The 12,507-nt window shown below is 68.3% G+C and carries 8 protein-coding genes and 1 tRNA gene; 7 read left to right on the forward strand and 2 right to left on the reverse strand.

Annotated features, from left to right (window positions below; genetic code table 11):
• Positions 1-122: 122 nt before the first annotated feature.
• A complete protein-coding gene (locus ACFUTU_RS20385) occupies positions 123-2,129 on the reverse strand; it encodes an FAD/NAD(P)-binding protein (protein WP_377967633.1) in 2,007 nt (668 codons plus the stop codon).
• Positions 2,130-2,190: 61 nt separating this feature from the next.
• Between ACFUTU_RS20385 and ACFUTU_RS20390 the strand changes: the two genes are divergently transcribed.
• The 3 genes from ACFUTU_RS20390 to ACFUTU_RS20400 all read left to right on the forward strand — a co-directional run bounded on the left by ACFUTU_RS20390 (position 2,191) and on the right by ACFUTU_RS20400 (position 6,311).
• Entirely contained in the window at positions 2,191-4,440 is a 2,250-nt protein-coding gene (locus ACFUTU_RS20390) for a prolyl oligopeptidase family protein (RefSeq protein ID WP_377967635.1), read from the forward strand.
• Positions 4,441-4,618: 178 nt separating this feature from the next.
• Positions 4,619-4,707: transfer RNA gene (locus ACFUTU_RS20395), tRNA-Ser, on the forward strand.
• A gap of 128 nt (positions 4,708-4,835) precedes the next feature.
• Positions 4,836-6,311: an MFS transporter gene (locus ACFUTU_RS20400; RefSeq protein WP_377967637.1), complete on the forward strand. Its 1,476-nt coding sequence runs from the start codon at positions 4,836-4,838 to the stop codon at positions 6,309-6,311.
• Here the strand turns inward: ACFUTU_RS20400 and ACFUTU_RS20405 are convergent.
• Complete coding sequence (locus ACFUTU_RS20405; RefSeq protein WP_377967639.1) at positions 6,256-8,463, reverse strand: RecQ family ATP-dependent DNA helicase; 2,208 nt, start codon at positions 8,461-8,463, stop codon at positions 6,256-6,258. The two genes, ACFUTU_RS20400 and ACFUTU_RS20405, sit on opposite strands and share 56 nt — an antisense overlap.
• 127 nt (positions 8,464-8,590) lie before the next feature.
• Between ACFUTU_RS20405 and ACFUTU_RS20410 the strand changes: the two genes are divergently transcribed.
• From ACFUTU_RS20410 to ACFUTU_RS20425, 4 genes are all read left to right on the forward strand, one after another.
• Positions 8,591-10,009, forward strand: coding sequence for a phosphomannomutase/phosphoglucomutase (locus ACFUTU_RS20410; protein WP_377967641.1), 1,419 nt, complete (start codon positions 8,591-8,593; stop codon positions 10,007-10,009).
• Positions 10,010-10,017: 8 nt separating this feature from the next.
• On the forward strand, positions 10,018-10,500 hold the full coding sequence (locus tag ACFUTU_RS20415) for a hypothetical protein (RefSeq protein WP_377967643.1): 483 nt from the start codon (positions 10,018-10,020) through the stop codon (positions 10,498-10,500).
• Between the two features lie 44 nt (positions 10,501-10,544).
• On the forward strand, positions 10,545-10,994 hold the full coding sequence (locus ACFUTU_RS20420; RefSeq protein WP_377967645.1) for an RrF2 family transcriptional regulator: 450 nt from the start codon (positions 10,545-10,547) through the stop codon (positions 10,992-10,994).
• Positions 10,995-11,219: 225 nt separating this feature from the next.
• On the forward strand, positions 11,220-12,380 hold the full coding sequence (locus ACFUTU_RS20425) for a globin domain-containing protein (RefSeq protein WP_377967647.1): 1,161 nt from the start codon (positions 11,220-11,222) through the stop codon (positions 12,378-12,380).
• Positions 12,381-12,507 lie beyond the last annotated feature (127 nt).

The following is a 12,507-nucleotide window of genomic DNA, read 5'->3' on the forward strand; positions in this document are numbered from 1 at the left end:
TTCCCGGGGAGGCTGCCGGCCGGCATCCTTTTTTGCTGAAGCCAGGAAGCGGCAGGCCTCAGGCGGCAGGAGGTGAGGACGCGTTCGGGATTAGGGGGCAGGACCTGAGGAAGGGTCCGGCGTCAGGCGGCAGGAAGTGAGGAAGCGTTGGGCGTCAGGCCGAGGATGTCTCGGGCAATCTCGTCGGCGTCCCGCAGGGTGCGTTGCCCGCTCGGGTAGACGGGGCCGACGTTTTGGACGGCCTCGGCGGCAATGGCCGTTCCCCACTGGGTAGCCGAGAGCTGGAGGCCCAGGACGTACAGCCGCTCGTTGACCTCTCCGTTGGCTGCCACCGGGCGGTACGGGTGCGGACGGACGTCGAGACCGGAGGACTGCACGGGCGTGCCTTCCACGGTCATCATGGTCCGCGGCCGCACGATTCCGTCCGCGAGGAGCTGTTCCAGCAGCGGCGACTCGTTGAGGGCCACACGGTTGGCCGGGGCCAGCGCCTCCACCAGGGTGCGCGCCTCGGCGGCATCACCCCGCACCCACGGGGAAGCGGCGGTGAAGGCGCGCTTTCCGCGGTCCACGCCGAACTTGGGGTCCGGTCCCACGAAACTGACAATTCCGGCACGCGCCAAAGCGGCCAGCTGCTCGGCGCGCAGCGCCGGCGGACCGCTGGCAAGGCCCTCCACCAGCGATTCAAACCAGCCCCGCAGGCCGGCGACCCACGACTCATCGGTGATGCCGCCGTCGGCCACCACGGTTTTCAGCACGGCACGGCCACGGTGCAGCGCGCCAATGGCCATCTTGACCGGGTCGTCCTCGCCCAGGGCGGAGCGGCGGGCGTCGTCGTCGAGGTAATCAACGACGGCGGCGTCCAGTTCGGTGCGCGAGGCAAAGCTGCGCCCGGACAGTGGGGCGGCAAGGCCGCGCAGGTCCAGCCGGCTGCCCGGATGGACGTGGCGGCCGACGACGGCATTGAAGTCGTCCTCCCACCGGCCCGTGCTGTGGGCATGCGGGTGCAGTGCCTCCTCCAGCTCCTTGAGGAATGCGGCATGGTCGGTCACCGCGTCCGGCTGCGAGCGCAACAGGGTGGTGTAGTAGGTCCAGAGCGCGTCCCGGTGCAGCAGCGGCCAGAGGTCGAGGTCGAAGGCCGGGACAATCCCGCCCGCGGCAAACCTCCGAATGGCTTTCGCGGTGAAGTAGCGGAGTGTGACCGACTCCGGATAGTAGCCGGCGAGGTTGGCTTTGGACCGGTACGGCGTTCCCCGCCGGGACGCCGCGAAGATGAACGGTTCCTGGCCCGAGGACAGGTATTCGAGCCCGTCCCCGGACTCCACGAACTTCCCGCCACGGCCCTCCGTGAGCTGGCCCATTACGTCGAAGAAGTTCAGGCCCATCCCGCGGACCAGGACCGGCTCCTGCGCCGGGACCACGCCCCAGTCGACGTCGGCCGGAACCGCCGGCGGCAGGTAGCGCAGGCCGAACTGCGTGGCGGCCGACTGCAGCTCGCGCTGTTCGGGGCTGAGGCGGGACGCGAGGTGGCCCAGCGCGAGGACCACCGAATCGACGGTGAGTCTCCGGCCGTCGTCGGGCATGCCTGCGGCCGGTTCGCCAGAACCGGATTGGACAGCGTCCAGCTCGATCTCGAACTTTCCGCCGGGCTGCCGGCGCGCAGCGGTGGCCGTCGCCCGGTGCACTTCGACGGTGACGCCGTCGGGCAGCACGGCCAGCAGCTCCTCGAACGTGGACCGCAGGTAGCGGCCGTAGATGGCGCGGCTGGGAAAGTCCCCGGACCCCAGCACGGCGAGCTCAGCCCGCTCCTCGTCCGAGAGCCCGGGAAGGGGGTTCTGCTGCTGGGCCGTGCGCCAGCGGTCAAAGGTGGTGCCGGCCACCGGCGCCGCCAGCCCCGTGTCCTCGGGAACCAGGGTGGGATAAAACGACTGGGTGTTCATCAGGTAGAGCCGCGACTGGCCGGGCTGCCAGACATGCCCCGGACCGGCGGGGAACGGATCAATCACGTCGATGTGCAGGCGGGCTCCGGCGGGGGCGGCGGCGGACCAGTTGGCGAGCAGCCGCTCCAGCACACTGGTGCCCCTGGGGCCGGCACCAATCAGCGCCGTCCGGATGCTCTGCGAAATAACCACGCCTTCCAGAGTATCGGCATGTGACTTGCTAGCTGAGCGGGGATGTTGTTTGGATGGGCGCATGACCACCACCGCAGCTGATTCCGCCCCCGCGTCCGGCACCGCCCCAACGGAGACCGCGCCCGCGCCCACCGACGAGAACATCTGGCTGGAGGACATCTACGGCGAGGAGCAGCTTGCCTGGGTGCGCGAGCAGAATGCCCGCACCGAGGACCTCCTGGAAGACGCCGAGTACGCCCGGCTGGAGGGCGAGATCCTTGAAGTGCTGGACTCCACGGACAAGATCGCCATGGTGAGCAAGCATGGCGAGTGGTACTACAACTTTTGGAAGGACCGGGAGAACCCGAAGGGCCTGTGGCGCCGGACCAGCTGGGACAGCTACCGCACCGACGCCCCGGAATGGGAGGTCCTGCTGGATGTGGATGCTCTCGCCGCCGCCGACGGTGTGGAGTGGGTGTTTCACGGGGCGAACCTGCTCCGGCCGGAACCGGGCCAGCCGTACCGGCGCGCGATGGTGGCGCTCTCCCCCGACGGCGGCGACGCCAACCGCTACCGGGAGTTCGACGTCGAGACCCGGGCTTTTGTTGAGCCCGCTGACGGAGGTTTTGACCTCCCGACGGCGAAGGGCAACGTCTCGTGGCTTGATGCGGACACGCTGCTGGTCGCCAGCACTGCCGGGGAGCTCCCCCGCACGGCCTCCTCCTATGCCCGCACCGCCGTGCGGCTGCACCGCGGCCAGGCCCTGGCTGATGCACCGCGCATCTTCGAGATCCCCGAGGACCACATGATGGCGATCGTGGCCCACGACTCCACACCCGGTTTTGAACGGACGTTCGCGGTGGACTGGATCGACTTCTTCAACCGCCGCACATCAGTGCTGCAGGACGGCGGTTGGGTGCCGGTGGACGTGCCCACCGACGTGAACACCGGCGTGCACCGGGAATGGCTGCTGTTCCGGCCGCAGCGCGACTGGACCGTGGACGGCACCACATACGCTGCAGGGTCCCTGCTCGCTGCCGATTTCCAGGCTTACCTCGCCGGCTCGCGCGAGCTCACCGTGCTCTTCGCACCGGACGCCCACACCTCGCTGCAGTCCTGGAGCTGGACCCGGAACTTCCTCCTGCTGAACCTGCTGAAGGACGTGTCCTCGGAAATCCGCGTGCTGGATCCCGCCGATTCCTGGTCGTCGTCCCCGCTGGATGCCTGCCCGCCGCTGCACGACGTCAATGCCTTCGCCGTGGATGACGAGGACGAGGCTGACGGCGGCTCCGGGGATGACTTCTGGCTGGTGGCCACCGGCTTCACGACGCCGGGCACCCTGACCCGCGGAACGCTGTCCCGGGCCGCTGGCCCCGGTTCGGGCGAGCGTGGTCCGGAAGGGGACTCCGGCGAGACATCCGCGGCAGGCGTGGTGAGCAGCCATGCGGTGGTGAAGGCGTCGCCGTCGTTCTTCAACGAAGCGGACTATGAGGTGCAGCAGCACTTTGCCGTCTCAGCGGACGGCACGAAAGTGCCGTACTTCCAGGTGGCGGCGCGCGGCCTGGTCCTGGACGGGCAGAACCCGACGCAGCTCTCCGGCTACGGCGGCTTCGAGGTTTCGCGCACACCGGCGTACAGCGGCACCATCGGACGGGCGTGGCTGGAGCGGCGAACCGTACCGGTTTCCGGCGATGGCGGTCAGGCAGGGCACAGCCGGGGCGGCGTGTACGTGGTGGCCAACATCCGCGGCGGCGGGGAGTATGGCCCCTCGTGGCACCGGGCCGCGCTGCAGGAAAACCGGCACCGCGCGTACGAGGACTTCGCCGCCGTGGCGCGTGACCTGGTCTCGCGGGGCGTCACCAGCCGGGAGCGGCTCGGATGCGTCGGCGGTTCCAACGGCGGGCTGCTGGTGGGCAACATGCTGACCCGGTACCCGGAGCTGTTCGGTGCCGTGTCCTGCGGGGTGCCGCTGCTGGACATGCGCCGGTACACCAAGCTCTCGGCCGGTCATTCGTGGATAGCCGAGTACGGCGACCCCGACCTGCCCGAGCACTGGGAATTCATGAAGACCTTCTCGCCGTACCACCAGCTGAAGGACGGCGTGGAGTATCCGGAAACCTTCATCTGGACCGCAACATCCGACGACAGGGTGGGCCCTGTGCAGGCCCGGAAGATGGCCGCGCGGATGCTGGCGATGGGCATCCCCAACGTGTGGTTCCACGAAGCGCTGGAAGGCGGCCATGCGGGAGCCTCGGACAACCGGCAGGCCGCCGCGCTCCAGGGCCGCAGCCAGCATTTCCTCTGGAAGGCGCTGGCGGAAGGCACGGCCTGACAGCAGCTCCCCTTGAGTTTTTGTACAGATACCGCGGGTTAAGGCGCCTCCAACCCGCGGTATCTGTCCAAAAACTCCCGCCGCTTCGTGGGAGCGGCGCGTTTTTGGCCGGCCGTCCCGGCCGTTTTGCACTGACTGCCCGGTTCTGCGTATCCTTGGTGGGCTAGTAATAGCAATTGGAGACGTGCCAGAGCGGCCGAATGGACTTCACTGCTAATGAAGGGTCGGGGTTAAACTCGACCGGGGGTTCAAATCCCCCCGTCTCCGCGTTTGGCCCCGGTCCTCGGACCGGGGCCTTTTGCGTTCCCGGGCCCGTTCCGTCCGCACGCATGGTGGGGCGTCCGCGTGCCGGACACCCACAGCGATAAGCCGCTTCCCGGTGTCAGGATGATTGTATGGACAAACTTCCCGCCACCCCGGCCTGGAGCCCCAGGCTCGCCCTGCTGGTGGCGGCCACGTTCTTCATGGAGTTCCTGGACGGGACGGTGCTGACCACCGCCATCCCCAGCATCGCCGCGGACTTCGGCGTGCCGTCCGCCAGCGTGAACATCACCATGACCGCCTACCTGATGACAGTGGCCATGGGCATCCCGCTGAGCGGCTGGCTGGCCGAACGCCTCGGGGCCCGGCGAATCTTTTGCCTGGCCATCGCGGTCTTTACCGTGGCGTCACTGCTGTGCGCCGCCAGCCAGGACCTCACGGTGCTGACCGCCAGCCGTGTCCTGCAGGGTCTGGGCGGGGCCATGATGGTGCCGGTGGGGACGCTGCTGGTCCTTCGCGGCACGCCAAAATCCGACCTGCTGCGTGCCACGGCTTACCTGGTCTGGCCGGGGCTGCTGGCTCCGGTCCTGGCACCGCTCGTGGGCGGCGCCCTGACCACCTACCTGTCCTGGCACTGGATTTTCCTGATCAACCTGCCGCTCGGAGCCGCAGCTTTCCTGGCCGCGCTGCGCCTGGTTCCGGCGGTCGCCGGCGACCGGAACCGGCGGCTGGACTGGCTGGGACTTGCCCTTACGACGGCCGGTGTGGGCGCGCTGGTGGCGGGCCTTGAACTCGCCAGCGGCCACCCCGGCGGCGCCTGGACGTGGCCGGGCATCCTGGCCGGCGTTCTTGCGCTTGCCGCGGCGGTTCTTTGGATGCGACGCGCAGCCCACCCGCTGTTCGACCTGACGGTGTTCGGCACGCGCACCTTCCGGGCCACCAATTCGGGCGGCTTTATTTACCGCCTGACCATCAGCGCCGTGCCGTTCCTGTTGCCGCTGATGTTCCAGAACGGCTTCGGCTGGAGCCCCCTGCATGCCGGCGTGCTGGTGGCCGCCGTGTTCATCGGGAACATCGGCATCAAACCGGCCACGACGCCGCTCATCAGGCGATTCGGATTCAAGCCGGTGCTGGTGTTCGCGTCCCTGGCCTCGGCTGCCACGTTCGCCCTGTGCGCCCTGCTGACCCGCGAAACGCCGGAACCCCTGGTGTTCACACTGCTTGTGTGCAGCGGGGCGTTCCGTTCCATCGGCTTCTCCGCGTACGCCACGGTCCAGTACGCGGACATCCTGCCGGGGCAGCTGACGTCCGCCAACGCCGTCTCGGCCACGATAGTTCAGCTGGCCACGGGGGCCGGCATCGCAGTGGGCGCCCTGCTGCTGCGCCTGTTCGAGTCGGAGTCCCTGCTCTCGTCCGGGCTGGGCGGCGTCCTGTCCGGCGGGCCGGACGGCGCCGGCGTAACCGCCTACCGCGGCGCCTTCCTCTCGATAGCGGTGCTGATGCTGCTCAGCACCGCAGACAGCCTCCTCCTGCACCGGAACGCAGGGGCCGAGGTCAGCCGGCCTGGGCCAGCGCCAGCGGAAGCACCGCCCCCGCACCCGCCCGCCTGAGGGCGCGGCCCGCGACAGTAACTGTCCACCTGCTGTCCACGAGGTCGTCGATTAGCATCACGCTGCCGCCGCCCAGTCCGGCAAGCTCTGCAGCCAGCGCCTCCCCCACCACGAGCCGGTCCCACACGCCGGCCAGGCGGTAGGCGCTGTTACCCCCGCGGCTGCCGGTGGGACCGCCGTGTTCAAGCTGCAGCTGGCCGAGGTACGGGATCCTGCCGATTTGCGAGATTCCCCGCGCCAGGGAGTCCACGAGTTCGGGCCTGCTGCGCGAAGGCATGCTGACAATCGCCGCCGGCCTGCCCGCGCCGCTCCAGCCGGGAAGGCGGGAATCTCCGGCTCCCCATTCGCGCAGCACCTGCACACAGGCCTGCAGCATGCCGGGATCGACGGGCCGGTCCGAAGCCCCGGCCGCGAAAAGCTCCCGCAGCGCGCCGCCCCAGCCCAGGTCTGTCAGCCTGGCGAGCACCCGGCCGTCCGCTGTGTTCTCGTCTGGTTTGATCTTGCCCTTTACCGGCACGCCGAGGCGGTCCATCCCGCTGGGCCACTGGAGCCGGGACTCCAGCACGATGCCGGCGCGGCTCAGGGTCTGCCCGGCCGCCTCCGTGGCTGCGGAGGCGACGTCTGCCGGGAACCACCGCCCGGCGCAGTTGTCGCAGCGGCCGCAGGCGGCAGCGGTCTCGTCATCCAGGACGGACGTGATGTACTCCATCCGGCATCCGGAGGTGTCCTGGTAGATGACCATGGAATCCTGCTCGTCCACCCGGGCCTCAGCGATGCGGCGGTACCGCTCGGCGTCGTACGTCCACGGCATGCCGGTGGACCGCCAGCCGCCGCCGACCCGTTCCACGGCACCGTCAACGGCGAGGACCTTCAGCAGGAGTTCCAGGGGCGTCCGGCGCAGGTCCACCCGGGCTTCAAGGGCCACGGTGGACACGGCCGAGCCGGCTTCGGCCAGCGCGGTGAGCACGGCCGTGGCCTTTTCCTCGGAGGGCATGGAGGCTGTGGCAAAGTACTGCCAGATTTCACGGTCTTCGGACCCTGGCAGGAGCAGGACGTCCGCGTTGGCGGCGCCACGGCCGGCCCTCCCCACCTGCTGGTAGTAGGCCACCGGGGACGACGGGGCGCCGAGGTGCACCACGAACCCAAGGTCCGGCTTGTCGAAGCCCATGCCCAGCGCGGACGTGGCCACGAGCGCCTTGACCTGGTTGTCTTTCAGGAGCTGCTCCGCCCGCTCGCGGTCCGCGGGATCGGTGCGGCCGGTGTAGGCCAGCACCTCATGCCCGGCCTCCGCAAGAAGCCGGGCGGTGTCCTCGGCGGCGGAAACCGTCAGGGTGTAGATGATTCCGCTGCCCTGAAGGTCTCCAAGGTGCGTCAGCAGCCAGCCGAGACGCTCGCGCGAGTCCGGCAGGGCCAGGACGCCCAACCGGAGCGATTCCCGGCCCAGCGCGCCGCGGATGGTCAGCACGCCGGCGCCCAGCTGCTCCTCGATGTCGTGGACCACGCGGGAGTTGGCCGTGGCTGTGGTGGCCAGTACGGGCACGGTGTCAGGCAGCTGCGTGATGAGGTCCGCGATGCGGCGGTAATCGGGCCGGAAGTCGTGGCCCCAGTCAGAGATGCAGTGGGCCTCGTCGATTACCAGCAGCCCCGTCCGCCGGATGAGTTCGGGCAGCTGGTTCTCGCGGAAGGAGGGGTTGGTCAGCCGCTCAGGGGACACCAGCAGAACATCCACCTGATCGGCGGCAAGCTGCTCCCGCACGGTGTCCCACTCCAGCTGGTTGGCGGAGTTGATGGCCACGGCCCGGACACCTGCCCGGGCTGCAGCAGCGACCTGGTCGCGCATCAGGGCCAGCAGCGGCGAAACGATCAGCGTGGGCCCGGCCCCGCGCCGCCGGAGCAGCAGGGACGACACGAAATAGACGGCGGACTTTCCCCAGCCGGTCCGCTGCACCACGAGCGTCCTGCGCCCGCTGTCGACGAGAGCCTCGATGGCCTCAAACTGGCCGTCGTGGAAGTCTGCATCCGCCCGGCCGACCAGTTCGCGCAGCACCGACAGGGCCTGGCTACGGGTACCAGTGGCTGTTCCCGGTTCGCTGCCGGTGCCGGAGGGGCCGGGGGCAGAGGAAAGGACCGGAGCATGCTGGTTATTTGCCATTGATTCAGTATCCCAGCCGCCTCTGACACACCAAACCCCGGCCCCGGCCATGTGGAGAACGGCCGGCGCGCCCTTCTGTGACTCGCCCTCCACAGGCCGCCGCATGCTTGCCCGTAAGATAAGTGCCGTGACTAGCGACCAGACCCGTACTTATGACCTTTCGGCCTCCTTCAAGGCGTATGACGTCCGCGGCATCGTGGGCGAATCCATCACCGCTGAAATCGTCGAAGCCGTAGGCGCAGCGTTCGTTGACGTGCTTGGCCTGGAGGGCCAGACGGTCCTGGTCGGAGGTGACATGCGCCCCTCCTCCCCCGAGTTCAGCAAGGCATTCGCCAGCGGCGCTGCCACCCGCGGAGCCAACGTGCAGCTGCTGGACCTGATCTCCACGGACGAGCTCTACTACGCGTGCGGAGCCCTGAACGCCGCGGGCGCCACGTTCACCGCGAGCCACAACCCCGCCGAATACAACGGCATCAAGATGGCCAAGGCCGGCGCCGTCCCCATCTCCTCCGAGACGGGCCTGAAGGAGATCCAGGCACTCGCCGAGCAGTACCTGAACACCGGATCCATCCCGGCCGCCGAAACGCAGGGCCAGATCGGCGTCCGCGACGTCCTGAAGGACTACGCCGAGTACCTGCGCACGCTGGTTGACCTGTCCGCCTCCCGGCCCCTCAAGGTCGTGGTGGACGCCGGCAACGGCATGGCCGGCCTGACCACGCCGGCTGTCCTGGGCGATACCCTGCTGCCCAAGCTGCCCTTCGATATCGTCCCGCTCTATTTCGAACTCGACGGCTCTTTCCCGAACCATCCTGCCAACCCCCTCGAGCCGGAAAACCTGCGCGACCTGCAGGCCGCCGTCGTCGAACACGGCGCGGACATCGGCCTGGCGTTTGACGGCGACGCCGACCGCTGCTTTGTCATCGACGAAAAGGGCAACGCCCTGTCGCCGTCGGCCATTACGGGCATGGTGGCCCGCCGCGAAATCGCCCGCGCGAAGGCGCAGGGCGAGGCCCAGCCGACCATCATCCACAACCTCCTGACCTCGCGCGCCGTGCCGGAACTCGTCACTGAAGACGGCGGACGTGCCGTGCGCACCAGGGTGGGCCACTCCTTCATCAAGGCTGTCATGGCAGAGGAAGGCGCGATCTTCGGCGGGGAGCACTCCGCGCACTTCTACTTCCGTGACTTCTGGAACGCTGACACCGGAATGCTGGCCGCCATGCACGTGCTGGCCGCCCTCGGCGAACAGGACGGCCCGCTCTCGGAGCTCGGCCGGGAGTACGAACCGTACGTTTCCTCCGGCGAAATCAACTCCGAAATCGAGGACAAGGCCGGCGCTGTGGAGCGTGTCCGGGCCGACTTCGAGACCGAGGACGTCGAAGTGGACCACCTGGACGGCAGCACCTTCACCGCAGCGGACGGCAGTTTCTGGTTCAACCTGCGCCCCTCCAACACCGAACCGTACCTGCGGCTGAACGCCGAGGCCACGGACCGTGCCACCATGGAGCGCGTCCGTGACCGTGTACTGGCCCTGGTCCGCAGCTAGGACGTCCCGTGGAATCGCCTGATTCGTCCCCGGCGCAGTCATCGTGGCGTTCGTCCGTCCCGGACGCCACGGCCACCGACCTGGAAAACCTCATGGGCACCGGCCTGGCGGCCGCCCAGGAGCAGCTCGAGCGCAGCGGCGGCTTCCTGCCGTTCGCCCTCGTGGTGGAGAACGACGGCGATGTCCGCCTTGTGGCTGTCTCGCCCGGGGATCCCGAAACAGGCGGTGACGCCGAATTCGACGCCGACGCGATGATCCGCGACATCACCGAACTCCTGCGCCAGCACCGGGACGAGTTCCGCGCCGCCGCGATTGTCTGTGATATCACCCTCGTGGAGGAGGACTCGGACGCCATCCACGTGGCCACCGAACACCGGGACGGCGCGGTGTTCGCAGCCGTCCTGCCCTACTCGCCGCCCAATAACGACGGCGAATGGGAGTTCGGCGATGTGGCGGCCGATACCAACGAACCGGTGATTTGGGCTGACTAGGGCCGGCCACATGACGATTTGCACGGGGCCATTAAGCTAGAACCATGAAAATCAACGCCTTCGCGGACGTCAGCCTGCGCGCCCTGATGGTGCTCGCTGCGGCACCCGAAGGCGGTTTGCTCACCACCCAGAACGTCGCGGACGCCGTCGGGACCCCCTACAACCACGTCAGCAAGGCTGTCGCGAAACTGCGCATGCTGGGGCTGATCGACGTGGAGCGCGGCCGTAACGGAGGCTCCCGGCTAAGCACCGCCGGCCGCCGCGTGACAGTCGGTCAGGTGCTGCGGCAATTGGATACCCGCGAGGACGCCGCCGAATGCATTGGCCCGGCCGGCAGTTGCCCGCTCATCAATGAATGCAGGCTCCGCGGCGCCCTGACCCGGGCACGTGAGGCTTTTTACCGCGAGCTCGACGACGTCGTGGTGGCGGATCTGCCCACGTCACGTCAGATGACGCCCGTGTTTGCGGCGATCGGCCTCCGCCCAGGCGCCTGACCTGCCCCGTAACGGGACCCTCTGGCACCACGCCCTTCTGGCGCCGCCGCCGCGACCGCGCCTGGCCTCGCACACCTCGCCCCCACCCGCGCGGACATTCCGACGCATTTGTGCAAACACTTCTACAGGGTGTAGAAATGAAGCAGCAGAAACCAGCATTTCAAATGCCAGTATCTGTGATTCCGGTCCGGCCAAAGACCCCGGACCACTAGCTCAGGAGTGTCAATGCTCTCGGACAAAGCCCGTCCCGTCATCGAAGCCACCCTTCCCCTGGTCGGTTCACGAATCGGCGAAATCACCCCCAAGTTTTACGCCCGGCTCTTCGCCGCGCACCCGGAACTCCTGGACGGGCTGTTCAGCCGCTCGAACCAGCGCAACGGAAACCAGCAGCAGGCCCTCGCCGGAAGCATCGCCGCTTTCGCCTCCCACCTGGTGAACAACCCGGGCACCCTGCCGGAGACGGTACTGGCCCGCATCGCCCACCGCCACGCCTCCCTGGGCATCACCGAGCCGCAGTACCAGGTGGTCTACGAGCACCTCTTCGCCGCCATCGCCGAGGATCTGGCCGAGGTCATCACCCCCGAGATCGCCGAAGCCTGGACCGAGGTCTACTGGCTTATGGCAGATGCCCTGATCAAGCTCGAAAAGGGCCTCTACGCCGCCCAGGCCAACGGCAAGATGTGGACCCCGTGGAAGGTCGCCGCCAAGACCGCCGCCGGCACGGGCTCCATGACCTTCACGCTGGAACCGGCGGATGACACCCCCGTCACCGAAGCACTACCCGGCCAGTACATCAGCGTGAAGGTCACCGTGCCGGACGGTCTGCGCCAGGTCCGCCAGTACTCCCTCTCCGGCGACGCCGGCACCAGCCGCAGCTTCACCACCAAGCTGGACGACGGCGGCGAAGTCTCCCCAGTCCTGCACAACAGCGTGGAGGTCGGCGACATCATTGAGATCTCCAACCCCTACGGCGAAATCACGCTCAAGGACGGCGACGGCCCCGTGGTCCTCGCCTCGGCCGGCATCGGCTGCACCCCCACCGCGTCCATCCTGCGCTCGCTCGCCGAATCCGGCTCGGACCGCCAGGTTCTGGTCCTGCACGCCGAAAGCACCCTGGACAGCTGGGCGCTGCGCTCCCAGATGACCGACGACGTCGAGCGGCTCGAAGGCGCCGACCTGCACCTCTGGCTCGAGCAGCCGGAAGCCGGCTCCAAGTCCGGTTTCATGTCCCTGCGCGAGGTGGACCTCCCGGCCAACGCGTCGCTGTACCTGTGCGGCCCGCTGCCCTTCATGAAGAACATCCGCAACGAGGCCATCAACGCCGGCATCCCGGCCACGAAGATCCACTACGAGGTCTTCGGCCCGGACATCTGGCTGGCCTCCTAGCCCCACCCACCGGGGAGTTTTTGTACAGCTGTCGCGACTTGAGGGGCCTTAAACCCCCATTATCTGTACAAAAACTCCTTAACGGACGACGGCGGCCCCGCACCTTTAGATGGAAAAGGTGCGGGGC

Source organism: Arthrobacter sp. NPDC057388, assembly GCF_042668165.1.
Taxonomy (GTDB): domain Bacteria; phylum Actinomycetota; class Actinomycetes; order Actinomycetales; family Micrococcaceae; genus Arthrobacter.

Coding starts and splice junctions, on each gene's coding strand:
- ACFUTU_RS20390 (WP_377967635.1), top strand. CDS start 2,191: ATGACCACCACCGCAGCTGATTCCGCCCCCGCGTCCGGCACCGCCCCA.
- ACFUTU_RS20400 (WP_377967637.1), top strand. CDS start 4,836: ATGGACAAACTTCCCGCCACCCCGGCCTGGAGCCCCAGGCTCGCCCTG.
- ACFUTU_RS20405 (WP_377967639.1), bottom strand. CDS start 8,463: ATGGCAAATAACCAGCATGCTCCGGTCCTTTCCTCTGCCCCCGGCCCC.
- ACFUTU_RS20420 (WP_377967645.1), top strand. CDS start 10,545: ATGAAAATCAACGCCTTCGCGGACGTCAGCCTGCGCGCCCTGATGGTG.
- ACFUTU_RS20425 (WP_377967647.1), top strand. CDS start 11,220: ATGCTCTCGGACAAAGCCCGTCCCGTCATCGAAGCCACCCTTCCCCTG.